Consider the following 26,399-nt stretch of genomic DNA (forward strand, 5'->3'; position numbering starts at 1 on the left):
AGATAGATGTGAAAATTTTAGAATTGAGCGTTGATGAATATAAGGAACTAGAAAACATAAAAGATTTATGCTCTAGTAAAGTAGATAAATATGGACTTATCATTAAGGATGTAAAGTGTCAAAGTAATGATGAATTTATTAATGTTAGAATTCGTAAGGATAAGGTAATTGAGGGTATGGAATATTTTAAATATCTATGTGAGACTTGTAAACCAATAGGAAATTTTAAATTCTCTATTTTTAATGGAACTGTTTACTTCACGATAGAAAATAAAATATGTGAGATAGGTAATATTTAATAAATACAGAATAAAGGGAGAATGGTAATATGAATAAAATACAAGTAGACAAATTAATGAAAGATGAGATAAGAGCAATAATACCATTTATAGATGAGAATGGAAAAGAAGAATATATAGAAGTTAGAAATCCTGATAAGAAAACTAAAGAAGAGATATTAAATAAAATATGGGCTGGTATGGAAAATCCAGATTTAGCATTGTCTCAAGAAGATATTCTTAAAATGTTGATTGATAAATTGACTAACATAGAATTAAATATTGAAATAGAAGATTTAATAAATGGTGAAGTATCTAGTGAATTAGAAACTGTGATGTATTACATTGGTCAAATAGAAAATGAATTAACTGCATCTTTATTAATGAATACTGAGGTCAAGTTAGGTCAGTTAAAAAATGAAATATTACAAGATAGAGTACTCAAAGAAACTGGGGAAATTGAAAAGATGAATAATATCAAAGATAAGGTAGTGAATTAAGTGGTATTTAAATCATTAGATGAATTAGTTGCTTATACTAAAGTTAAGATTGCTGCATCTATGCCTGAAGTTGGAGAAGAAATGAAGGAAATCATGAAAGAAGAGGTAGTCAAACAGGCTTATGGAAGTTTTATTCCAAATGTTTATGAAAGAACAGGAGATTTATTAGATGCTTCTGAAATAGCTGAAATTACTGCAAATTCTGTTGCATCTGAGATAAAAGATAATGGAGGATGGAGTCCACTTGCAGGTGGTCATTTCTTTCCTATGTATGGATTTGAAGGTGGTAGTGTTTGGACTCATGGTAGTACTAGAGAAGAACCTAAATTTAGACCTAAGACAAATATAATGAGTGAAAGTGAAGCTAAAGTAAGGACTAAGATACCTAAATGTTTTAAATCAACTATGAATGGATTAGGAGTGCCAGTAGAATAGTATAAAATTCATATGCACATTTTCTTAAAATAAATAAAATTTGGAAATATATTGTAAAAGATGAAAAAGTATGATATTATTTAAAAATAGAGAATTAATATGCTAATCATATTTTTAATGTATAAATTGTTTTATTGACGCCAACAACTAAATAAAATACAAAATAACTATTAATAATATGAAAAGTATTGGTTAAATTTTATAAAAAGGGAGATGTGTGTATGAGCAAAGAAAAAAGAAATGAAGTATTTTCAAATGAAGAGCTAGGGGTAAATGTTAGGACTATAAGTTATGAAGATGGAAGTATAGGTATTAACGCTGAAGATACAGCGATTGGATTTGGTTGGTATCAAGAAAAAAATAATAAAGCCTATGTAAGATGGGAAACAATTAATTCATATTTAGAGGAATTTGGATTTTCCCAACTTGTTGGGAAAGATGATTACATACCAGAATCACTTTTCTATATGTTAGGAATGAAGGCTAAAAATGAAGCAGCATTAAAATTTCAAAAATGGTTAGCTACAGATGTAATTCCAACTATTCGTAAGCATGGAGCTTATATGACTGATACAAAGATAGAAGAAATACTATCTAATCCAGATACAATTATAAAACTGGCTACAGAACTAAAAGAAAAGAGAGAAAAAATCAAACAATTAGAAACAGAAGTTGTCCATAAAGAAAATGTAATAGTTGGATTAGTTGAAGATATAAGTTTAGCAGAGAAAAGACAGAGGATTAATCAGATAGTTAAATATAAAGTAGAACCTAGAAATTTTAGTAAAAGATGGAATTTGTTATATGACGAATTTGAGAAAAAATATCATTTGGATTTGAAGAGAAGAATTAATAATTGTGATATTAGACCTAAAATTAGGAATAAAATAGATTATATAGATAGAGAAATGAATATGATTCCTCAGCTTTATGAGATAGTATGTAAATTATTTGAAAATGACGTGCAAGAGTTAAAAAATGAATGGGTTTCTGTTATAGAAGAAAAAGTTTGTTAGATTTAGATGTGACAAATAGTCACTTCCAAAGTAGCATTGATAATTAAATAATAAGACTAGAGAGATTAGTCTAATATCATTGTTATTCTAATCTCTGAAACTAAATAAAATTAAAAAGGAGACTGATATATGAATAATTTAATGATGTTTGAAGGGAAAGAAGTTGAAGTATTTGAGTTTGAAGGAAAGATTTTATTTAATCCAAAACACGTAGCAGAGTGCTTAGAGATTTCAGATGTTAACAGCAGTATTAGAAAATTTAATGATAATCAGGTAGTTAAGTTGACTAATTCAGATATGCACAATATGCATATCCGAAAATTAAATAATGCAGGAGAGAAATTTCTTACAGAAAGCGGAGTATATAAGTTAATATTTAAATCAAGAAAAGAAGAGGCTGAAAGATTTCAAGACTGGGTAACTGATGAAGTATTGCCATCTATCCATAAAACTGGTTCATATAGTATGAATCATGACAATATAAAAGATGTATTAATACCAATCATGTTAAATGGTATGTTAGCAGGATTTGAACAATTATCAATAGAAAACGATAAGAAAATAGATACTAGATTTAATCAGATAAAAAATAGAATGGATGAAAAGATTAATGAGGTAAAAAATCTAATTGGATTTAGGTCTAAGAATATAGCTATGTTATCAAAATTATTAAAGTTAAAATTATCTTACATTAAAGGTTATAATGTTAATGCAAATGACTATGATTATAGAAGTACGACCACTAAGATTTTTTCAAGGTATAATGTGTCTAAATGGGAAGACATACCTGTGTCTAAATTTAATGAAGTTCATGCTTTGATTGACACTTTAGAAGAAATAGATGATATATGCACCTGGAAAAATTAGAAAATCCCCACAGTTGGGGATTTTGGAAATATGACATAAATATAATAAGATTAGTAACTCTTATAGATTTTTAAATAAAACAAGAGTCACTAATCTTATTATATTTGTAGAATAGAAAATATTATATACAAATTTATAAAAAACAAATAAAATGATAAAAAACAAAAATAAATAACATATTATTACATATTTTTCCATTTTAATTATTTAGAAAAAGTGTTAGAATTTGTATAACAAATAATAATTCCGGAAAGACTTGTTTGAACTTTATAGCAATATGGGGGTATTATTATGTTTAAAATAGTTATATGTGAAGACGAAGAGATTCAAAGAAATATAATGTTTGAATATATAGAAGTTTTTTTAAAAGAAGATATTGAATATGAAATTATTTCCTTCAAGAGTGGAGAAGAATTAATAAAAAACTATACTAAAGCAGATATAATTTTTATGGACATAGAATTTAAAGGTATGAATGGATTAGAAACAGCAAAAGAAATAAGAAAAATAGACAAAGATGTTGTTATAATATTTGCAACAGCTTTTACATCGTATGCTACACAAGGTTATGATGTTAGAGCTTTTGGCTATTTAATAAAACCTATAGGTTATGATGAATTTGAAAAGATAATGTTAAAGTATTTTGTTGAGAAGTCTGAAGAAAAAAAACTGATAGAATTCAAAATAAAAAATGAAAAAAAAGTAATAAAATTAGAAGAAATAGTATGCGTAGAGAGTTTGGGTAAGTATGTGAAAGTTCACACTCAAACTGAAAGTTTTTTTACTGTTACTAAAATTAAAGAAATCGAAGAGAGCCTTCCTAGTAAAATTTTCTTTAGATGTCATAAGAGTTTTTTAATAAATTTATTAGAGGTTAGACATTATAACCATAAAGAAGTGATTTTAGGTGATAGAAAGATAAAAGCAACAATTTCTTATAGAAAATATAACAATTTCAAAAAGAGGTTTACTTCTTTTTTATGCAGTAAACTGTGAATAAAATAAATCATTTCTGATTGTAAAATGCAATGAATTATTCTTAAAATTGCGTTTATACCGTTTTCCTATGCGTTCATTCCTTTTCACTTGATTTTCTATTGAAAAGAAATTATTATGTAATTAAAAGATACGTATCCTATTTAAAAGAGAAACTTATCAAGAAATTATTAAAGATAGGTTTTAAGATTATTTAGTATTTTGAAGTACATTTTATAGGGGGATGACGTATATGCAAAAATTAAAAAAAGATTTTGTGAAAAGTATGGGTATAATTAAATCATCTGAAATATTTCAAGGAAATATATTAGAGAAGAATGAGCAAAGAGTTGAGATGATTGAACATACGAAGCAAGATATTAATTTATTAACTAAAATTGAACATCTTTTTGAAAATATAAATGAATGCAATTTACAAGATGCACAATACATAATAGAAAATGAATTGTTTTATGAAAGAGTTTCAATTAATACAATAAATAAATACATAAATAAATTTGGTGATGTAAATGATTTTAAATATGCATATAGATTAAAGGCAAAGAATGGGTTTAGGAGAACTATGGATTATTTAGTTAGAAAAAAGCATTAAAATAATTAAATTTATAAATATTAGAGACAATCTTAATTGATTGTCTCTTTTTATTGAAGAAATGTAGTATTTACATTACATATTATTAAAAAGCAAATTATGAATTATAAAAATAATAAATATGATAAGTATTAAAATTCCAATAAACATTTGTATCTTTTTATTATTTTTATAATTTATCCATGTCATGATACTTAATAGGGTTATGAATAATAAGGTTATAACTATTAATGGTATTTTAATTATATTTAATAATTCTAAAATTACTAATATCATTGATATTACTGAAATTATTAATGCTAAATCAGATAAGGATTTCTTTTTCATGAGATACCTCCAGTTTATATTATATATTTATTATAAACTATATAGTGGTCGATTTAAAATTATTTTAATATAAGCTAGTAATTTCAATGATGACAGATGTATGACAGGTATAATTATGTCTATATATTATAAATAAAAATAAGCATCTCTGGCTGTTGAGATACTTATTTTAGGTTGTTTTTATCTTGCATTAGTTTATCTACTAGATTGGAGATTAAGTCTAGACAATCATCATTTAGTAGGTCTATTTTATTGTATAATGACGGGCTATTTTTAAATTTATTCTTAATAAACTGTTTGTTTATCTTCTTTTCAGCCTTTTCTACTATATCATATTCCTCATCACTATCAACCATAAATTTATCGTTATCACCAAAATGTATTTCAATATATTTATTAAAGTCTTTCTTTGCTTTATCTTTAAATCCAAGAAAGCTGTAAAGTTCACCCCTCTTTAAGTATGCTTGAGAAAAATTCCTGTCTAAACTAATTGCATTATTATAATCATCTAATGCTTCTTCAAATCTATTTAATAGAGTATACATAAAAGCTCTTGACATATACAGATTTTTAGTAGAAAAATCATCATAAATATTACAAATAGTGTCTATATTCATTTCTAAGGAGTAAGATTCCAAAGAATCTTTTATTTTCTTTTTTTGCATTGATGTTAATGGAACATATTCATTTTGTATTATTTTTATATCATAAATATCTTCTAGACTTAAAATATTTAAATTTATAATAGTATGTGTAGATGTATCTAGAGCTACAGCTAACTTTTCAAGAATTTCTAAACTAGGAACTCTTTCTTCTCTTTCATAATTGCCTAATGCAACCCTTGATATTCCAGCTTTTTCAGCTAATTGTTCCTGAGTCATCATTTTATCTTTTCTAAACGTTTTTATATTCTCTCCAACACCCATAATATCAGCTCCTTTTTCATAAGTGTAACATAAATGACAACAAATGTATATATTTTGTTGACATTTTGACATAGTGCTATTATACTAAAATTAAGATAACAAAAAGTATACGAATGTTATCATATGTTGTCTTGATTTTAGTATAATATTATTTTTAGGTTGATAGAGGTTTTGTTTGAGATTGATAATATATGAAATTCCTCAAATTGATTAATTAAAAAAATAATTAGAAAAATCTGGATAATATATTGACTTTTGAGTTCCAAAATTATATAATCCAATTATGGAACTCAAAAGTGAGGTGATGATATGAGTCCAAAAAAAATGGGAAGACCTGTTGTTGGAAGTCCTAAGACAAACGATATTAAGGTTAGAGTGGATAATGAAACTAATGAAAAACTAGAGGAATACTGCAAAAAAAATAACCTTACAAAAGCAGAGGCTATACGTCAGGGAATCCATTTACTTTTACAAAAATAAAATAAAAAGTAGCCCACGCACCGACCAAAGCAAATGGACTACTTTATACAAGAAGTTATTCTCTATGAAATATTCTATCATAGAGTGATACTTCTTACAATCAATTTTGAGGAGGATTTTGTATGATGAATAATTTACAAATATTTAAAAATAATGATTTTGGAGAAATAAGAACAATAGAGATAGATAATGAAATTTGGTTTGTGGGTAAAGATGTAGCTATAGCATTAGGTTATGCTAATTCTAGTAAGGCTGTTTCAAATCATGTTGATAATGATGATAAAATATTTGAAATGATAGCACATTCCCAAAATGGGAACATGGTTAAAACTCAAACTGCACTAATAAATGAAAGTGGACTTTATTCTCTGATATTTGGAAGTAAGTTAGAAACAGCTAAAAAATTTAAAAATTGGGTTACAAAAGAAGTTTTGCCAAGTATAAGACAAACTGGTTCATATGATATAAATAATTTAGAAGAAAGAGTAGCTCCAATGATATTTAATGGTATACTTGCTGGGATTAAACAAGTTGCAATAGAAAACGATAAGAAAATAGATACTAGATTTAATCAAATAGAAGATAAATTAGATAAGAAATATAAGAAGCAAGATGAACAATTCCAAGAAATGAAAAATATGATAGGATTCAAAGCTAAGAACACAAGAATGTTATCAAAATTGCTAAAGATAAAGCTATCAGAATTAAAAGGATATAATGTAAATGCTTATAACTATGATTATAGAACCATAGTTACAAGATTATTTTCGATGTACGATGTTGAGAAATGGGAAGACATACCTATTGCTAAGTTTAATGAGGTTCATGCTATGATAGATGGCATAGAGAGTATGGACGATGTATATACTTGGAACAATTAGGATGGTGACTGTTTATGTGTATAATTAAAACAGTTCATAAATTCGATGGGGATATATTGCAGAGAAATGCAAAAAGAGTTCAGATGATAAGGGATATAAAAGACAGTAGTAATTTGATGATTATAATTAAAAGATTTTTAGATAATGTAAAAGATTATAATTTGAAGAATGTGAGATACATAATAGAAAACGAATTATTTTTTGAAAGGATTTCTGTTGATATGATATGTAGATATATGGATACATTGAATAAGTATGAAAATATAGAATGTAGATTTGAAGAAGCCTATATATTAAAAGCAGAGAATGGATTCAGAAGAACTATAGATTATTTTGTTAGACAAACATATTGATGGAGAAGTTAAAAATATTAAGGCAGCTCATATAGCTGTCTTTTTTATGATAGAATAAAAGTGTTTCCACTGTGGACACTTGTTGGAATTTCAACGTTGGGCTAGTATAATTACAAAAAAAGAGGTATATATTAATCATCCTCTTCTTTTTGTTTATTAAAAACATTTACAATATTAATAATAGCTTCTAATTCATCAGTATTCAGTTCTTGAGACTTTGAATATAGTGTATTTAGAAGATTGTCCTTTTCGATATCAAAATGTTTTATTTTTTGGACTTCAATAATTTCAGAATCCTGTACATTATTTGATGATTCTATAGTATCCCTTATTAATAAACTATACTTTGGTACATTATTGAATATAAACTCTCTTCTAGTATAAGCTTTTATACATTTATCATCTAGCTCTATAGCTTTATTATAATATACAACAGCTTTATCATATTCATTCATTTCAATAAATACATCTCCTAATGCAACATAAGTTTCAATAGATTTATAATCTAATTCAATAGATTTTAAATAATGTTCAATAGATTTATCATATTCTTTTAAGAGACTATATGTTAGACCTAAGAAGCTATGTATAGAAGCATCATTTGGATTTTCAGATAACAAATCTTTGCCAAATGAAATGCCTTCTAAAAATTTACTGTTGTCCAAATCTTCGCTCATAATATCATTATAGTTTATATTTAGTGCATCACAAATTTTCTTTAGAATAGTCATATTTGGAATTCTTTTTTCATTTTCATAATTATATATAGCATTTTTTGAAAGACCTGATTCATTTGCCAATTCTTCTTGAGTCCAACCATTTAAAAGCCTATATCTTTTTATATTTTTTCCTATGTTACTTTTATCCATTTGTATCACTCCTTATATTAATTATACAACAAAATCATACATTTGTAAAAATTATTCCTACAAAAAGGTTGAAAATAGTAAAAAATGGTATTATAATATAATCACACAATATTACAACGAATGTATGAAAGCGTATGGGTGATACAAAAAGGCTCTACAGACTTTGGCGAGTGGTAGAACCTTTTAAAGAGTTGATATAATCATCAACAAAACTAATTTGATTATATCAACTTCTTATAAAAAATACAAATGTTAATATAAGGAGACTGGGTATGAGTATAATCAAGACTATGGGAAGGTTTCAGGGGAATGCTTTAGAAAGAAATGAGCAAAGAATTGAAATGATAAGGTTTGTAAAGCAAGACATTTGTTTATCATTTAAGATTAAGAAGTTCTTAGATAATGTAAGGGATTATAATTTGAAGAATGTGAGATACATAATTGAAAATGAATTGTTCTTTGAGAGAGTTTCTATTGATGTCATATGTAGGTATATGGACTTATTGAATAGATGTGTTAATATAGAAGATGACTTTGAAGAGATATATAAGTTGAAGGCAGAGATAGGTTTTAGAAGGACTATGGATTGGTTATTTAGACAAGTGCATTGATGAGATATATTGTGGAGTAAATTATGAAAATAAAAAATATAAAAAGATATAGATGTTAGATATATCAACGATGACAGATGTATGACAAACATACATCTAAAAGATTTTTACCTATAATTCTTTATTTTACAAATATATACAATTAGTAGAGGCAATTCTACATATTTCCTGCTATAATTATATTGTTAGTAGAATAAGCTTTGAGGGACAGTAAATCTACTGTAAGCTTATGATATATCTTATAGGGGGGATTTTTATATGAGTGAAGATGAAAACAAAGTATCACAGGAAAATGATAGTACTAAATTTTGTACTTCCTGTGGAGAAAAGTTATCAGAGGGACAACTTTTTTGTTCTAAGTGTGGTAAAAAAGTAGATGAAAAGACTGTAATAAGGAAAAAGACACCAATAAATAAAAAGTATATTTATATTTTTGCTGGTATAATATTAGTAGTTATAGTGGGTATTTTTACCAGTATTAATATCAAGGAAAAAAAACAACAAGAAGCTAGAGCAAAATATATAATGACTATTAAGGATTTTCAAGAAAAAAGTTATGTAGCAGGGGCTAATTTAGAAGATATTTCTGACACTATTCAAACTTATTGGAAAGAAAATATTTATGAAAAGAAACATGGTTCTAATATTGATGCTGCTATTTTCGCTGCAATGTTGGATAAAGGTGATGAAATAGAGAAGTCAAAAAAATATGATGATGAACTTCTAAAAATATATAGTAAATTGAAATCTGTTCCTGAAGGTAGTGAGGATTTAAATGATATTTTGAGTACAATAGAAAAATTCTATAATTCATATACAGATTTTCATAGTTTTGCAACTGAGCCAAGTGGGAGTTATGTAGATTATTCTGCTAGTAATAATGCTAAAACAGACGAATTTCTATCAAATTATAGAGCTTTAGAGAATTCAATAAAATCAAATAGTGAATTAAACAAGGCCAAATCTACTTCAGAAACCATGATTGAAAAGATTAGTAAAGTCATGAAAGAGTATAAAATTATTTCAGATTCTATTCCTAACGATATAGACCCTTTAGATGAGAATCTTTATGAAAAAGTTAAAAAAATTATACCTGATTTTTATACTGACAAACACATTGATGTAAGTGATATAGAAAATAATAAGGAAAAATTCAAAAATGATGAAAAAGTAAATAATGGGTTGGAATATTTTACAGTAACTAAAACTTCCTATGACAATATGATTAAATACGCTAATTCATATAAAAAATCTAATTCCCAAGATGATTTAGAAAAATTTAAAAGTGAAATGTTTGAATTTCGAGGATATGTAGCTATGTATGGAGTTCAAGTGGAATCATTAGATGAAGATAATTAATCAAATAAATAGATTATATTAAAATAGGGAGAGCATACCATGTATAAGAAAATATTGTTGATTGGAATAAGCATATGTACATTAGGGTTAATTGGATGTAAGAATGATGATGTTTCTAGTTTTGGGACAGGGGAGAATAGTCAAGTTGTAGAAGGTGAAGGTTATGCTACATTAGAAGAAACTCCTGAAGTTAAGGAAGAAAAATTTGATAAGGAATTAGTTTTAATTGATGATGATTTTATGAAATTGAGTGTTCTTGGAAGAAGAGATAATGACTATAATGGAGCTGCATATATAATATATGTTGAAAATAAGTCAGAGAAAGATATAACAATACAAGAAAGAACTGTATCTGTTGGAGATACTATGGAAGATACTATGATGAATATAGAACTTACATCTAAGAAGAAAGCCACAGACTATTTGTATTTTAGTGATAAGAATTATGCAACTGATTTAAAAGATGTATCAGGTACTTTCCATGTGTTTGACAGTAATAGTCATGATTCATTAAAAGATTATAAATTTCATATAGATTAAGAAACATCAAGACAGTCGAATACAGGCTGTCTTTTTTTATGTAAAACAAAAGGACTTCCACATTGGACATATATTGAAATTCCAACATTAGGCTACTGCATTACAAAAAAGAGGTATAGGTTAATCATCCTCTTTTAGTTGTTTATAGGCATTTTCCATCATTCTTTTTATAGCTTTCTTGTCTTCTGTATCTAATTTTACATAAAGTTTAGCCATATATTTTACTTCCTCATCAATATCAAGTGAATCAAGAAATATATCTAAGTTGTCTGTAAACTCTTCTTTATTATTTTTAGATTTCTCAATTATATCATAATTAGAATTATCTTCACATATGATTGATGGAATTTCAGGTATATTTGCATTGACTGAATAACTAGTTTTTGTATAACCTAATAAATAGTCTGTAGTGACATTAAAGTATTCAGCTAATTTAACTATCAATTCTGGAGAAGGTGTTCTTTTCCCTTGCTCATAAAATCCATATGCACTTGTTGTGACACCAATACTATTTGCTACTTCCTTTTGTGTGAGTTTTTTTAAATCTCGTAAGTATTTTAGTTTTTCTGAAATTGAATTCATTTAATCACCTCTAACATAATTATACAACTATTAGTTGTTAAAGTAAATAAAAAAACATTGACAACAACAAATAGATGGTATAATATGTAATTATAAACAACAAATAGATGATATATTGCAACTAAATGTTGTTTACAAAGGGAATAAAGGGGCTATTCTCCCCGCCAAGATTGAATAGCCCCTTAGGTATATAATCCTATATTAATAATATTATATACCATTTCCTTATAAAAAACTATAAGGAGGTATTAATTATGGAAATAATTAATAGAGAAGATGAAAAAAGAGTAATAAGCTTCAACAATGAATTGTTTGGAGAAATAAGAACAGTTGAGATTGAAAATGAACCCTATTTTGTCGCAACAGATATTGCAAAAGCTCTTGGGTATAAGGACACAACAAATGCAATTAAACAACATTGTAAGTGGGTGGTGAAACACCACATACCTCACCCACAAAGTAAAACTAAAACTTTGGAAGTGAATATAAATAATCAAATAAATTTAGATGTTGTATTTAGTAACTTCAAAAAAATATAAGCGTGTCCATAGTGGACACATATTGAAATACCAACTTTATTTCATTATGCATTATTTTCTTTTGAAAACTATAAAGAAGTATTAGAAATGGATAGCACATTCCTAAAATGGGAATGTGGTCAGAGGATAAAGGGGTGAACAAAATGGACACCCATAGAGACATGTGATATAAAAAAGTAAATCAATTTTAGAAAAATAGAAGTATAATGTAAGAAGGGAGTCCATCGTGGACACATGTTGGAATTTCAACATTAGACTACTACATTACCAAAAAAAGAGGTATACATTAATTATCCTCTTTTTTTGCATCTTGCTCTTTTGATAAAAATTCAAGCATTTTATCTATAACAACTTGTTGCTCTTCTTTTAAGTCATTATATCTTCTTAGAAAGTCTTTTGTATTATCATTGAAGCCTTCTTTTTCTAGAAGTCGTTCTAACTCTTCATCTCTTTTAACTTCATATTTTAAAAATGGTAACATTTCCTTATCATTATCTTTTATCCACTCTTTATTAATTAAATAAGTATCACATAATTTATTGATAAAATTTTCATCTGGTATCAGTTTATTATTTTCAATTAAACAAACAGTTTCTGTAGATGTCTCCAATGATTTTGCAAATTCTTCTTCAGTAACTTGTAAATAAAATTCTCTAATAAGACTTATCTTGTAATTTACTTTATAAATTGGATTATTTATTTGTTTTGAAAAATATTTAGTAAAAATATCAGGGAAATTTTCATTAATATTTATTTTATTTTGGAAATTTCTTCCAATTAGATAATCTAAACTTATATTAAAATAATCTGCCATCACCTTAAGCAGTTTAATTTCTGGTATCTGTTGGTCTTTTTCGTAGCGGCTTATTGAGCTTTTATTTATATTTAATATGGTTGCTAATTCTTGCTGAGTTAATTTTTTTTCAGTTCTTAATTTTTTTAGTCTTTCTCCAAATGTAGCCAATTACAACACCTCCATATATATTTATTATAACATTAAGTTGCGTATAAATAAACTTAAAGTTGCTTTTAAATAAATTATTATTGTGAAATATATTGACAAGTTGCTTTAAAGTAACTATGATGTAAATAAGAGTTGCATTAAAAACAACTTTAAGATAATAAAAGAGATTCCATAAGAACTTTGGCGAGTAAATGGAATCTCTGGTTGATATAATCATCAATATAACTAATATGATTATATCAACTTCTTATAAAAAACACAACTTATAAGGAGGTATTAATTATGGAAATAATTAATCAAAATGTGGAACAAGTATTAATAAAAGAGTTTAATGGAAATCAAATTTATACTTTTGTATGGAAAGACAAACCTTGTTGGATTGCAAGTCAAATAGCAGGATTATTTGGTTATGCAGATTCTTCAAAAACTATATTTCAATGTATAGATACAGAAGAATTTGAACTTGGAAAAGAGTATGAGGTGTTAAAAGGAGAAGCTCTTAGAATTTTCAAGGAGACTACTTTAAAAGTAATACCCTCTATGAAATATGTTTCAAGCTTAACTATTTTCTATGAGGATGGTTTATACGGATTTTTACAATATACTAACAAACCAATCGGTATAAAATTTAGAAAATGGTTAAGAACAGAAGTATTACCAAGTATAAGAAAACATGGAGCTTATATGACCAATGAAGCACTAGAGAGGGCAATTAATGACCCAGACTGGACTATACAATTACTTACAGAATTGAAAAAAGAGAGAGCTACAAAAGAGAAATTAAAAGTAGAACAAGAGAAAAACAAACCTAAACTTGAATTAGCTAATGCCATAGAAAGTTCATCAAGCTCAATACTAATTGCTCAATTATCTAAGATATTAAATCAAAATGGAGTAGATATAGGACAAAATAGATTGTTTGAATGGATGAGAAACAATGAATATCTGATTAGGAAGAAAAGAGCTGACCATAATTCCCCAACTCAAAAGTCAATGGATTTAAAAATATTAGAGGTTTCTGAGAGTACTGGTGTAGATAAAGATGGGAATACGATAGTTAGATACACTCCTATTGTAACTGGAAAAGGACAAATATATTTTCTTAATAAAATATTGAAAGAGAATAGTCAGGTACTTAAGAGATTTATGATAAATAATGATTACATAAAAGGTGTAATGGTTGAGATAGGCAAAACATATGCTATATATGACCATGAGTATTATGGATTTATTGGGATATTAAAGAGTGTAAGAAATGAGAAAATAAGAGTAGAAGAAATAGGAGATGTTTCTAGGAGCAGAGATATTCCAATCTGTATGATAGATTACATAGAGGAAGCTAGTAAAGAAGATATTGATAAATATTTGAAATGATGTTATGGAAATAGAAGTTTTGGCTTCTATTTCCTTTTGTAGTATAAATTTTCCTTTAGAATTGATATAATTAATGTATCAGAGTATAGGGGGGGGATATTATGTATGCATTAATATTTATTTTAGTTGTTGTTGGCATATTTGCAGCATCAGTTTTTATATCGAATGTAATAAATGATGCAAAAGAAAAAGAAGCTAGATTAGAGAGAATAGCAGAAAGAAATAGAGAAAAGACAAAAGTGGAACAAGCGATACAAAAAAATATTTCAATGTCTAAATGTCAAGCTTTTGGTAATTCAAACAGTGACAGTGTAATATTAAGTAATAATGGGAAAATATCTATCATTCATGCTGGATTTAAGACAGCAGTTAAAAAAAATATAGAAGATTTAGTAAGCATTAAGTTTAACATGCAAGTTAGTGAAAAAAATCAGATGAGGATAATATCTATAGTTCCTACATATGATAAATATACTTTTGTAGAAAAAATATATTTAACTTTGATATTTGAACTTAATACTTATGAAGTATTTTATATTCCACAATATAAAAATATAAATAATGCAGATATTCAAGAAAAAATAAAAGAAATGGAAAGATTTAAATTAGTTGTAGAGAATGAAGCAGCTAAATTTAAAAATGCTAAAATAGAAAGCAATAATGATATAAAAAAAGATGATGATGATGATATATCAAAAATTTCAAATTCATTAAAAGAATTACAGAGTTTGAAAGACCAAGAGATATTAACAGAAGAAGAATTTAATGAAAAGAAAAAAGTATTATTAGAGAAAATTAAATAAAAATATTAAGACAGTATATTAACTGTCTTTTTTTATGCTTTAAAAAGGAGTTGAGTGAATGGCTGAAGAGTTTAAAATTAAGACCAGTATTGAGTTAGATGATGAAAAAGCTAGGAAACAATTAGCATCACTGAAGACATCTGCAAAAGAAAATAATGTCGAATTGTAATAATTTTCCTAATGGTATATTCTTGATATAATTAAGATATCAGAGTATAAGGGGGATATTATGTTTAAAAAAATATTGTTGATTTTAATGATTGGTTTGTTAGGATTTGGAGTTGTTGGATGTAGTGATGATTTATCTGAGGAAGAATTAGCTAAGTGTGAGAAAGAATATAGTAACTTAGAAAAAATTCTTGATGAAATTACTATTGTTTGGTTTGAAGAAATATTTAAGGGGATTTATTATGAAAATGATAATATGGAATTTAAGGGGGATATAACTAATAAAAGGGTAGTAAAGGTTACTTTTGATGAAGAAACATTAAACAAATCTAAAGAAAAATTAAAAGAAAAAAGGAAGATTGTAGATGATATAAATATAAATAGACTAAAAAAATATGTTAAATATCAAATTAAAAATGATGATTATTATAAAGATATTACAAAGAAAGAAAATGCTAGCATTTTGAAGAGAACATCAGATATAAGAAAAATTTTAAATAAAGGCTTAAACATATATGAAGAACTGTTAAATAAAGGTGAAAAGTTAGAATACAATGAAGAGGAATGTAAAGAATTAGATAATTCTTTTTTAAAAATACATGACATGATTGATGAGGAAATACCAGAACCATTAAGATAGGAATATTTTATAGACAGTAAAATTACTGTCTATTTTTTATGTAAAAAAAGGAGTGTGATTTAATGAGTGAATTTAAAATTAAGACCAGTATAGAACTAGATGATGAAAAAGCTAAAGCCCAACTGAAATCATTACAGACTTCAGCGAAAGAAAATAATATAAAATTAAATGTAGAAATGAATACCTCATCTCTAAATAATTTAAAGCAATTAGAAACTGTTTTAAGTCAAATTAATAAACTTAGCAGAGAGACACAAAATGGACTATTTGGTGGCAAATCAACTAAGGGTTCTAACTCAGGTGTTAATAGTTTATTATCAGAATATCAAAAATTAATTAATACAAAGAATTCAATTGAAAAACAAATGTCTAAGACTACTAATGTACAATCATATGCAGTTTTAGAAAAACAATTATCTAGTGTTTTAGGTAAGATACAAACTGTTGGCTCAGCACTAGAAGGGTTACAAGGAAAAGCTAAAATAGATAGTTCATCGTACGAAAATATGCAACGTACCTTGGCTTCTACATTTCAAAAAATTCAAGGAGATATTCAAAAGGCTCAGAATCAAATTGCTAAATTCAAGCAGACTCATATTCTTGATGAAAAACAATCTGCAATAATAGATTCTGTATCAAAGCAATTAAATAATTTATCTAATATAAAATTGGAGAATTTGGGTTTTAGAGGAATATCAAAATTATTAGCTGATTTTCAATCAGTCCAATCAGTTATGGCTAATTTAAAAATACCTGAAGTTAATTCTAAAGTAGAATCACAATTTAACTCAATGCAAAAAAGTGTTGATGGTTTTATAAATAAATTGAAACAACTTAGTGGAAATAAATACGCAGATAAAAATGTTTTAAGTGGATTGTTATCTCAAGCAGAAAAGTTAAAAAGTCTTGATTTAAAAAATCTAACTGGAGATGAGTTAAAAAAAGCTATTGCTGATTTAGAAAATTTAGAATTAAAGCTTAAAGAAGTTCAAAGTGCGGCTAATGTCTCTAAGACAAAATCAGAGTTTCAATTTAATTTTGATAAAGCAATATCAGATTTAAAAAGACTAAAACAAAGTGCATTAGAACTAGGGCAATCAACATCAGGAATTGAAAAGCTTGAAAAAGAATTAATGCAATTAGCTAATTTACCTTTAGACCAAAAAGTTAGTAAATTAGAACAAATTCAAAGAGCTATAAATAATATGAATAAGTCAACTACTGCATTAAGTTCAAGTGGAAAAGGTATGAATAAATTTTTTAATGATTTTACACGTAGTTTTTCTTACTTTACTCTTGGCAATATGGCAGCGATGCAATTACAAAATGCAATAAGAGGAGTTGTATCAACTTATAAAGAATTAGATAAAACTATGACAGATTTAAAAAAGGTTGCTGACCCAGTTGACATAAATTCAGTACAAAAATTGGATGAAATAAGAAGTAAAGCTAATCAAACAGCCAAAGAAGTCGGAATGACAACATCACAGGTTCAGGAATCAATTGCAGCATCTTTACAAGCAGGAATTGGAGGTATGCAAGAAAGTATAGCTGCTGCAAGACAATCAATGATACTCGCTAATGTAGGTGATATGGATGTTGAAAGTGCATCTTCAGCAGTAAACACAATAATAAATGGATTTAGAATCGAACCTTTAAAAGAAATGCAAGTACAAGTTGGAAATACTACAAAGAAAACAACAGAATTAACTGCTGCAATGGATATGCTAAATTGTTTGGCGTGTTAGATAGAAATATCTAATATTATGAGAGGGTAAAATCGGTGAAGGCTGAGATGCTAATACCGAGTTAACTGGTAGAATTAAAGAGCTATTAGTAATGTAACGCATAGAGGTTGAACCTAGAAATAGAATATAATATCTCCAAGAGTATCCTCCATCTTAACAGATAAAGCTGAAGATGAAAATGTATGCTGAACTTACATTAATAAGAAATGTAAGAACTATGAGATAAAAAACTTATAGGATAACAAATTGAAACTATGCAGGAAATAATTATGCAATTGGAACAGCAGGTGTTGCCGAAGCGATTAATTTTAGTCGCCTTATATAGTAATATATAATGATAAACTCCTTTAAGTGCTGGAAACTCCTGTTAGGCTTTTAGTACCAAGTGTAACAATCTAAAAGATAGGGACAATCAGCAGCCAAGACTCAAATAGAGTAAGGTTCAACGACTAGGTTATAAACCGTACATATCAAGCTATTGGATGTGGAAATGGGGAGCATCCTTATAGGATGAAGATATAGTCTCGTCTGTATGGAAACATATAGCAGTTCATAAGAGAACGGATTAAGTGTAGCGAACTTAATTGAAGATAAACGGAAGCGTGGAGGTAGCGTACTCCATGAATATGGTGTCAGTTTAGGCGATTAATTTAGGTCGCACTATATAGTAATATGTAGTTAAAAACTCCTTTAACTGCGGGAAAGTCTTTAGAGCTTAAGTTACTAAACTAAGATAGAAATATACTTAGTGGCAATGGGTAACTCCAAAGGTATAGTAAAAATACTTAAGATTAGATAATCCGCAACCAAGCATCTTAGCAGATGAAGGTTCAAAGACTAATTGTACATTCAAGTGAATGGAAATGGGGAGCATCCTTATAGGATGAAGATATAGTCTCGTCTTTATAGAGATATAAAGAAGTTCATAAAAGAACTGCATAGAAGTAACGAATCTATGTGAAGAAATCGACTGTAGGTATGATAACAGCAACAAATGAAGCGATTAATTTTAGTCGCACTATATAGTAATATATAGTTAAAAACTCTCTTAATTGCTGGAAACTCCTTAGAACTAACTAAACTACAACATAATTGGAAACAATAAATGTGAATGTTTAAAAATTAGTTAGATTGGACAATCAGCATCCAAGCTCCGTATGGGAGAAGGTTCAACGACTATTATGTAGATTCAAGTGAATCGAAACAGAGAGCATCCTTAGTGGATGAAGATATAGTCTCGTCTTTATAGAGATATAAAGAAGTTCATAAGAGAACTGGTTAGGATTAACGAACCTAATTGAAGATATCGACAAAATCCAGAAAAAGTAGGTAAATTTAAATTGCCGTCTTAGTTCAACAATCATAGAAGAATTAGGATTATTAATGGGAAAGAAACGGGAAAGCTTTAAAATGCTAATCCGAGTGGAAGGCTAATTTTAAAAGATTAGTCACACGCAACGCATAGAGATTGAAACTAGAAATAGAATATAATATCTCCAAGAGTTCCCATTTACTTTATGATTTAATTATAAGTAAAAAAGATATGCTAGACTGGACTTGAAATGACAAGTCGATGAAAATGAGGGAAACCTCCAGAGCAGTAGATAAAAAGCTACTGGTTAATAACAATCGAATGGCTTAAAAAGTGTTGCAATAAATTTAGCAGGAATGAAAATAAATGCACGAGACGGAAATCTCGAATTAAATAAAACTGCTATGGGATTGAAAGAAATAGCTGGTATTACAATATATAAAAACAAAGATACTGGCGAATTAAAGAATATGGTTGAAGTATTAGATGAGGTCAAAAATAAATGGAATGAGCTTAGAGAAGATGAACAGAAGGGATTAGCTGAAGCAATAGCAGGTAAATTATTTGCCGTTCTAAGTAGTGATATTTAGAATTATTATCGAGCAAAATCGGTGAAGACTAAGTCTTAGATATGTTAATACCGAGGTAACTAGGAATACCACCTAGAACCGTAACGCATAGGAATTGAGCAATAGAAGGAAGCAATAATATTCCCAAGAGTGTTCGACTACTTAAATTAAGTAGAAAATATATGCTGACCTTATAGGAAACTATAAGAAGTAGAGGATAAAAAGCCTTTACGATAACAACGTGAAGCAACAAGCAGCTATATTCCAGTCCTTAATGGGTTAACATAATAGCCCCTTTATATAGTGATATATAAAGAAAACCTAGAATATCAGGGAAAACCCTTAGAGCTTTAATTACCAAGCATTAGAGAAATCAAAATGTGGCATTGCTAATCACAATGATATGGTAACAAGATTAAAGATTGGGTAATCCTGAGACATAGTCCTAAGTTCTTATGAATAAGGAAAGGTCGCAACGACTACCAATAGGTATCTTATATAAAGATAGTGGTATAGTCTATTCCCTTTTAAATATCTGGAAACAGAGGGTATGAAAGAATTATGAGACTTTTAAAGAAATAAGAAGTGAATTTTCACAAGGTCTACAATTTGGTAGTGCTGAAACTGAAAATGCACAATACTTAGATAGTTTAGCGGGTAGATTAAATCATCTAAAAGAAACATGGGTATCCATATTTAGTACGTTAGCTAATTCTGATATGATATATGGTATGTTAGATGGATTAATCAATTTATCTGAAGGTATAGATAAAGTTATAAAATCTTTAGATAAAATGGATATGTTACTACCAGCAACAATAACATCTTTTGCAATGTTAAAAAAATTAAGAGAGCAAAGCAAAGAGAAAAAAGCACAAACACAAACTACTACAATAAATAATAATGCAGATAAAGGCACTGATGAAAGTGTAAAAAAGGTATCTAAATTAGCAACATCATATAATAAAGTTAAACAAGAAGTAAATGGTGCTACAGGAGCTATGAATAAGTTAAAGGTAGCAGGTAGAACTTCTATTACTGAAATATCTAATTTAGGTAAAAGTATGGGGTCAAAGTTTAAAAACTTTGCGACATCAATAGGAAGTTCTCTTTTATCTGGATTTGCAATAGGTGCTATTATATCTGGAATAACAATGCTTATTCAAAAATATGATGAGTGGAATAGAAGATATGAAATATCTGCTCAAAAGCATAGAGAAAATATAGAAAATACTAAAAGTGAAATTAGCACATTATCTCAACAACAGCAAAGTTTAAAAGCATTATCAGAAGAATACAATAAGCTTTACAATAAGACTAATAAGACATCTGATGAGCTTGAAAGATTTAAACAGTTACAAAAACAAATAGCTGATATTTCTCCTGATTTAGTTGCTGGATATGATGAAGAAGGAAATCCTATACTTGCATTCTCAGGTTCTTTAGATGAGGCTATAGGTAAATTACAATTAGCTATTAAAGAAAAAAATGAACTTTTGAAAACTGAAAGATATAATACTGGTCTTAATGCTATGAATTTAGCCCCTAAACAAACTGAAGACATAGATGCACTTGACAAAAAATATGTTCAAAAATTAAGTGATAATAAAAAAGCTTTAGATAAAGCTTTTGGAAAAGGTGACGGTCTCAAAACAAAGCCGATTGAAAAATCATTAAAAGAATATAAAAAAGCTTATGAAAAAAGAAATAATTTAATTGCTGAGAAAAATCAAGAAGCAAAAGAACTTATGGATGAATATAATCTTGCAGAGACAGAAATACAACAAGTATCTTTTGATAAAATAGCAGAAAAATCTAATTATAAAAATGCTACAAACAATGTTAAAAGTCAAATTAACGAGCTAATGGATGTCTTCAACTGGCATGATATATCTGTTACAGAACAGGACGTACTTGTATCAGGTTTCGATAGATTGAGTTCTATAATAAGCGATAACGACCCTAAACTGGCACAGTGGAATAAAAGACTGCAAGAGGCTAATACAAATTATAAAGCTGGTGGAGATGCTGTAGAATATGCCAATGCAGTTGATGCAGTAGGAAGAGAAATTAATAAAACGCTAGTAGCTGCTGGTAAAGAACCAATAGATACGAAACTCTTGGAGAAAGGGTTACAGAATCTTCGTGGTGAATCTACTGCTACAGCAGAAGCATTACATGCCTTTTTAACTTCTTATGATTCATCTACTGCTGAACTTGAAAATGAAAATGGAATAGCAATAAAACTTAAAAGTCAATTTGATGACTTAAATAACTTTATTAGTGAAACTATAAACAATCCTGATGGAAAAATTGATATATCATCCCTTATTAAAATTAATGAAGGTGAAACACATACCAACCTTCCTAAGCAAGTAAAAGAAATGATAAGAGGAATTTTAGGTAAGGATAATAATGCTACTGAATTTGAGCAACAGATACTTATGAAGGTATCAACTACAATTCAAAATGAAGGTAAACTTCCTGACTATGTAGCAAATCAATTAAATGATATATTTAATGGAAAAGTTAAACCAGAGAAAATAGATGCTCCAATAAAAATTGGAGAAAATCAAATAATAAGTAAAGAAGAGTTAAAACAATTAGCTGAATATTATCAAAAGGAAGAGAATAGACCTAAAATACCAATTGATTTTAAAACAGATAGAAAAGAGTTAGAAAAAGAAGCCAAAGAAGCTAAAAAGGCCTTACAAAATATTTTAGATAAAAATGAAAATAAGAGTGATGATGATGAAAAGAATGTCACAAAAGATTCATTAAAAAAAGCTATAGAAAGTAAGGGTATATCTGGTTCTGTTGAATCTCTAAATGCTTTAAATAGTGCATTAGAAAAAGTTCCTGCTGAAAAGAAAATTGATTTTATAAATAATTCAGGAGATGCTTTTCAAGGAGTTAAAAGTTTAGATGAAGCAATTAAGAAAATCCCAGAAAATAAAAGACTTCAATATAATGTTGGTGTTGAAGGTAATGAAAAGTTAGAAAAATTAAAAGAATTATATGATAAACTTCCAGAATCAATACAAGGAAAAATAAATGATGGAAGTATAAATATAAATAAAATAGGAAATATCAAAAACTTACTTGATGGATTGAATAAAAAAGATAGAAAAGTCGCAATAGATTTTATAGTAAAAAATCCAGAGCAATTAGATTCCTTTGAAAAGTTCTATAATGGAATATCTGATAGTAAATCTAAAAAGTTAGCTTTAGAATTTGCAACAGAAAATCCGGATAAATTGCAAGACGGAATCAAACTATATGATAGCTTAAAAGATGGAAATCAGAAGAAACAAATACTTAAATTTATGGTTGAAAATCCTGAAAAAATACAAAGTGCTACAGAGCTTTATAATAATACTCCAGAAGGGCAAAAAGATTTAATATATAATTTTATAGTAAATAATCCTGGCGAGATAAATAAAGTAAATCAACTTATAGAAAAATATCCAGATAAAAAAACTGCCATATTAAAAATGGCTATTGCTAATCCAAGTGTATTAGAAGATATAAAAAATGTAAATAATCTACCTGATAATATAAAGAAAATGCTAGGCATAGAAGTTAAAGGTAAAGAAGATGTAGAGGAAATTAAAAAAGATTTAGATGAAGCAAAAGGAAATCATAATGCAGAACTTACGGTAAAAACTGAGGGCAAAGAAGAAGCAGAAGAAACCATTGATAAGGTTCAAAATGGAGATGGTACTAATGCTGAACTTCTAGTAAGTGCTAAAGTACAAGGCTTAGAAAATGGCGAAGTTCCTGGTTTTGATTTTGAGAATAATGAACCTTGTATACTTAAAGTAAAACCCGAAGTAACTAACAAAGAAGAGTTAGACAGTACTAAACAAAAACTTGATGAGTTAAATGGTAAGACAGCCACTCCAACTGTTGATGTAAAAACTGAAGGTAAAGAAGAGGCAGAACAAACTGCTGAATTTATACAAGGCATATCACCTATAAAAGTTGTAGAACTTTCTTTAAACAATGAGGGTAAAGATGAATTAGATAGCACTAAACAAAAGATGGATGAACTTAATGGTGAAAAAGTTGAACCAGTTGTAGGAGCTATTGGTTTAGAAGATACTGCAAGTAAAATAGCATCATTAGGACAACAAGCTGAAGAGTTTGGTCAAAATAGTTATAACGTAAATCTTAATGCAGAAACTTCTCAAGGTGCAAAAAACATTTCTGGACTTATAGCTAGAGTAAAACAATTCTTAGCTTTAAAAGTATCTACACTTGTATTTAGAACTGAAACAGCCCAAGCCTCAAAGAATGTCACTGGATTAATATCCAAAGTACAAAGTTATGTCAGCCGATATGGTGGCAAGAATATAAAGACTACATTTAGTGCATTAACTGCAACGGCTGCAAAGAACATATCGGGACTTATTAGGAAAATAGAGTCATTTAAATCAAATTATGCAGGAAAAACATTCACTACTACATTTGTAACTAATAAAGTAACTAATTCTTCTGGTGGAGGTGGAGGAAATAGTTCAGATAAGACCAATAAAACTGAACGTACCTCTGTTACTAATGGAACTCCAATTCCAGCTAATCTATCCCAACCTAGAACATCAGAACTAGCACCAATAAGTGACGAAACTCCTGTAACAAAACCATCTTTCTTCTCAAGAGCAGTATCAAGAGCCACATCCGCTTTCAAAGTAATCAAACCTAAAGTTACAATAAATAATGACACAATAGACTCATCTGTAAAATATAGTATAGAGTTATTTAAAGAGTTAGAAAATGCTATATCAGCAGTAACAAATGAAATATCTCTATTAGATAAAAAAATGGAACATGCTACAGGTGATGAGAAGATTAAATACTTACAAGAGCAAAATAAATTATTTGCTCAACAAAAAGATTTAATAAAACAACAACAAGATGGATATAAGGCTGAAAGTAACAGACTTAAAAATAGATTAAAAGAAAAGAAAATGGGCTTTAAGTTTGATGATACTGGAAATCTAACTAACTATGAAGAAAAGTTAATATCAATAGAAAAAGAATTAGACAAATTAAATTCAAAGTCTGGAGACAAAGAAAATAAAAAAGATGAATCCAGAAAAAAAGAGTTAGAAGAAACTAAGAAAGTCCTTGAAGAATATATTAAAGTTACATTTACAGAATTACCTAAATGTGAGCAAGAATGGGAAGAATACAATAATAAAATTAAAGAACACAATGAGGAATTAAGGAAAGCTCAAGAAGAAATGTGGAAACTTAATAAGAATTCCACATGGACTTCTATGTATAAAGATGTAGAGCAAGTAAATAATGAAATAGCAATGATAGATGTATTACTTAAAAATGCTACAGGTGATGAGCAGATAGAGTTGTTAGAAAAGAAAAAAGAGTTAATGGCCAAGAAGGCTAAAGAATTATCTGAAACAACAGCATATCTTCAAGAAACACAAAAAGAGCTGCAGCAAAAACTACAAGGCTACGGATTTACATTTAGAGATAATGGCGATATAACTAACTTCATTCAACATAAAAATCAACTTAAAAAGAACATGACTGATGAAGAATTTAAGAGAATGGAAGAGGCAGCAGAGGGATATTTGGATTTATTAACAAATAAAATACCTGATGCCAATAAGGAAATTGCTGAATCTAAAAAAGAAATCGAAGCATTAAATAAAGAGATTCAAGATGCTTATAAAGACCAGCTCAAAGAAGCTCAAAGTCTACAAGAGAAAATTAGAGACATGTATAAAAAAGAGCTTGAAGAGAGACTTAAAGAAATAGACAAGGAAACTAAAGCTAAAATTGATTCTCTTAAAAAGCAACAAGATGCTTACAATGACTCTAGAAAAGAAGCTAAATATCAAGATGAGCTACAAGAACAGCAAGATATAATTGATGAGTTAAGAAAAAAAGAAGAGTCCCTTAAAAGAGATACAAGTTTGAGTGGTCAAAAGAATCTTAAGGATTTACAAAAACAATTAGAAGAAGAGCTGAAAAAACTTAAAGAATTAAGTGAAGACCATATAGACGACCAAGTTAATGACATGTATGATAAAGAATCTGACAGACTACAAGAAGAAGCAGATAAGTTAAAAGAAGAATTAGAGAAAAAATATTCAGATGAAAACTTAGTTGATTTAATTAATGAAGCAATCAGTTCTGGTAAGTTTGTAGGTCTTGATGGAGAAGTTAAGAAACTTCAAGATGCTATCATTGAATATATTAATAAATACGAAGATGGTATGTTGGCAATGGGTTCTGTCACTAAACAAGAATGGCTTGATAAGCTAAAAGAAGGAAAGGAAACATTAGAAGATATTAATGACATATTAGATGAGTTGGATTTAAGTAAATTTGCTATGCCTAATTACACACCACCTTCAAATTCTCGTTCAAGAAGTGCTTCTCCAACATCATCAGTCAACTTTAACTCCCCATTTTTTGTTGTTCAAGGAAATGTAACTAAGGACACTATGAAAGATTTAGAGAAGTTTGGTAGAGATTTAGAGAATAGAGTATATAGAAAAATAGTAGAAAATATTAAATCATAATAAAAGGAGTAAAATTGATGGAAATAAATTTTGATTAATTGAATCTACGAAAAAGTATCATTTCTGAAAAAATATTAAAATAAAAATATTTTTAGTATCAATTAATACTTTTTTTA

General features: G+C 27.9%; 24 protein-coding genes. 20 read left to right on the forward strand and 4 right to left on the reverse strand.

The window, feature by feature from the left end; translation table 11 throughout:
- Positions 1-8: 8 nt before the first annotated feature.
- From KGF41_RS14525 to KGF41_RS14555, 7 genes are all read left to right on the forward strand, one after another.
- Positions 9-299 carry a hypothetical protein gene (locus KGF41_RS14525; protein WP_227856877.1) on the forward strand — a complete coding sequence of 97 codons (291 nt, stop codon included), beginning with the start codon at positions 9-11 and terminating at the stop codon, positions 297-299.
- Between the two features lie 29 nt (positions 300-328).
- The gene (locus tag KGF41_RS14530; RefSeq protein WP_227856878.1) at positions 329-778 is read left to right on the forward strand and encodes a hypothetical protein; all 450 of its coding nucleotides are present in this window, start codon (positions 329-331) and stop codon (positions 776-778) included.
- Positions 779-1,213, forward strand: coding sequence for a hypothetical protein (locus tag KGF41_RS14535; RefSeq protein ID WP_227856879.1), 435 nt, complete (start codon positions 779-781; stop codon positions 1,211-1,213).
- Between the two features lie 221 nt (positions 1,214-1,434).
- Entirely contained in the window at positions 1,435-2,229 is a 795-nt protein-coding gene (locus KGF41_RS14540) for a hypothetical protein (RefSeq protein WP_227856880.1), read from the forward strand.
- 129 nt (positions 2,230-2,358) lie between these two features.
- Positions 2,359-3,096: a BRO family protein gene (locus KGF41_RS14545; protein WP_227856881.1), complete on the forward strand. Its 738-nt coding sequence runs from the start codon at positions 2,359-2,361 to the stop codon at positions 3,094-3,096.
- Between the two features lie 291 nt (positions 3,097-3,387).
- A complete protein-coding gene (locus KGF41_RS14550) occupies positions 3,388-4,092 on the forward strand; it encodes a LytR/AlgR family response regulator transcription factor (RefSeq protein ID WP_227856882.1) in 705 nt (234 codons plus the stop codon).
- Positions 4,093-4,324: 232 nt separating this feature from the next.
- Entirely contained in the window at positions 4,325-4,684 is a 360-nt protein-coding gene (locus KGF41_RS14555) for a hypothetical protein (protein ID WP_227856883.1), read from the forward strand.
- Between the two features lie 491 nt (positions 4,685-5,175).
- Here the strand turns inward: KGF41_RS14555 and KGF41_RS14560 are convergent, their stop codons facing one another.
- The gene (locus KGF41_RS14560; protein ID WP_227856884.1) at positions 5,176-5,937 is read right to left on the reverse strand and encodes a helix-turn-helix domain-containing protein; all 762 of its coding nucleotides are present in this window, start codon (positions 5,935-5,937) and stop codon (positions 5,176-5,178) included.
- Positions 5,938-6,246: 309 nt separating this feature from the next.
- On the opposite strand from KGF41_RS14560, the gene KGF41_RS14565 reads away from it, so the two are divergent.
- The 3 genes from KGF41_RS14565 (at position 6,247) to KGF41_RS14575 (ending at position 7,651) form a co-directional block, all read left to right on the forward strand.
- Positions 6,247-6,417 (forward strand): RepB family protein, encoded by a 171-nt coding sequence (locus KGF41_RS14565; RefSeq protein ID WP_227856885.1) that lies wholly within the window; start codon positions 6,247-6,249, stop codon positions 6,415-6,417.
- 122 nt (positions 6,418-6,539) lie between these two features.
- A complete protein-coding gene (locus KGF41_RS14570; protein ID WP_227856886.1) occupies positions 6,540-7,298 on the forward strand; it encodes a BRO family protein in 759 nt (252 codons plus the stop codon).
- Positions 7,299-7,312: 14 nt separating this feature from the next.
- Positions 7,313-7,651: a hypothetical protein gene (locus KGF41_RS14575; RefSeq protein ID WP_227856887.1), complete on the forward strand. Its 339-nt coding sequence runs from the start codon at positions 7,313-7,315 to the stop codon at positions 7,649-7,651.
- A 131-nt stretch (positions 7,652-7,782) separates the two neighbouring features.
- Here the strand turns inward: KGF41_RS14575 and KGF41_RS14580 are convergent, their stop codons facing one another.
- Complete coding sequence (locus KGF41_RS14580) at positions 7,783-8,520, reverse strand: helix-turn-helix transcriptional regulator (protein WP_227856888.1); 738 nt, start codon at positions 8,518-8,520, stop codon at positions 7,783-7,785.
- Between the two features lie 272 nt (positions 8,521-8,792).
- On the opposite strand from KGF41_RS14580, the gene KGF41_RS14585 reads away from it, so the two are divergent.
- The 3 genes from KGF41_RS14585 (at position 8,793) to KGF41_RS14595 (ending at position 11,030) form a co-directional block, all read left to right on the forward strand.
- Entirely contained in the window at positions 8,793-9,131 is a 339-nt protein-coding gene (locus KGF41_RS14585) for a hypothetical protein (RefSeq protein WP_227856889.1), read from the forward strand.
- A gap of 258 nt (positions 9,132-9,389) precedes the next feature.
- Positions 9,390-10,490, forward strand: a complete 1,101-nt coding sequence (locus KGF41_RS14590; protein WP_227856890.1) for a zinc ribbon domain-containing protein — start codon at positions 9,390-9,392, stop codon at positions 10,488-10,490.
- A gap of 39 nt (positions 10,491-10,529) precedes the next feature.
- Complete coding sequence (locus KGF41_RS14595; protein WP_227856891.1) at positions 10,530-11,030, forward strand: hypothetical protein; 501 nt, start codon at positions 10,530-10,532, stop codon at positions 11,028-11,030.
- Positions 11,031-11,150: 120 nt separating this feature from the next.
- On the opposite strand, the gene KGF41_RS14600 is transcribed toward KGF41_RS14595, so the two are convergent.
- Complete coding sequence (locus KGF41_RS14600) at positions 11,151-11,612, reverse strand: helix-turn-helix domain-containing protein (RefSeq protein WP_227856892.1); 462 nt, start codon at positions 11,610-11,612, stop codon at positions 11,151-11,153.
- Positions 11,613-11,866: 254 nt separating this feature from the next.
- Between KGF41_RS14600 and KGF41_RS14605 the strand changes: the two genes are divergently transcribed.
- Positions 11,867-12,151, forward strand: a complete 285-nt coding sequence (locus tag KGF41_RS14605) for a Bro-N domain-containing protein (RefSeq protein WP_227856893.1) — start codon at positions 11,867-11,869, stop codon at positions 12,149-12,151.
- A 286-nt stretch (positions 12,152-12,437) separates the two neighbouring features.
- Here the strand turns inward: KGF41_RS14605 and KGF41_RS14610 are convergent, their stop codons facing one another.
- Positions 12,438-13,115, reverse strand: a complete 678-nt coding sequence (locus KGF41_RS14610) for a helix-turn-helix domain-containing protein (protein WP_227856894.1) — start codon at positions 13,113-13,115, stop codon at positions 12,438-12,440.
- 282 nt (positions 13,116-13,397) lie between these two features.
- Between KGF41_RS14610 and KGF41_RS14615 the strand changes: the two genes are divergently transcribed.
- The 6 genes from KGF41_RS14615 to KGF41_RS14640 all read left to right on the forward strand — a co-directional run bounded on the left by KGF41_RS14615 (position 13,398) and on the right by KGF41_RS14640 (position 26,283).
- Positions 13,398-14,489 (forward strand): phage antirepressor KilAC domain-containing protein, encoded by a 1,092-nt coding sequence (locus tag KGF41_RS14615; RefSeq protein WP_227856895.1) that lies wholly within the window; start codon positions 13,398-13,400, stop codon positions 14,487-14,489.
- A 101-nt stretch (positions 14,490-14,590) separates the two neighbouring features.
- A complete protein-coding gene (locus tag KGF41_RS14620; RefSeq protein WP_227856896.1) occupies positions 14,591-15,292 on the forward strand; it encodes an SHOCT domain-containing protein in 702 nt (233 codons plus the stop codon).
- 229 nt (positions 15,293-15,521) lie between these two features.
- Complete coding sequence (locus tag KGF41_RS14625) at positions 15,522-16,100, forward strand: hypothetical protein (protein ID WP_227856897.1); 579 nt, start codon at positions 15,522-15,524, stop codon at positions 16,098-16,100.
- Between the two features lie 62 nt (positions 16,101-16,162).
- Entirely contained in the window at positions 16,163-17,848 is a 1,686-nt protein-coding gene (locus tag KGF41_RS14630; protein WP_227856898.1) for a phage tail tape measure protein, read from the forward strand.
- Between the two features lie 1,668 nt (positions 17,849-19,516).
- Positions 19,517-19,750: a hypothetical protein gene (locus KGF41_RS14635; protein WP_227854751.1), complete on the forward strand. Its 234-nt coding sequence runs from the start codon at positions 19,517-19,519 to the stop codon at positions 19,748-19,750.
- A gap of 710 nt (positions 19,751-20,460) precedes the next feature.
- Positions 20,461-26,283 carry a hypothetical protein gene (locus KGF41_RS14640; RefSeq protein ID WP_227856899.1) on the forward strand — a complete coding sequence of 1,941 codons (5,823 nt, stop codon included), beginning with the start codon at positions 20,461-20,463 and terminating at the stop codon, positions 26,281-26,283.
- Positions 26,284-26,399: the final 116 nt, after the last annotated feature.

The organism is Clostridioides sp. ZZV14-6150 (assembly GCF_020657875.1).
Classification (GTDB): domain Bacteria; phylum Bacillota; class Clostridia; order Peptostreptococcales; family Peptostreptococcaceae; genus Clostridioides.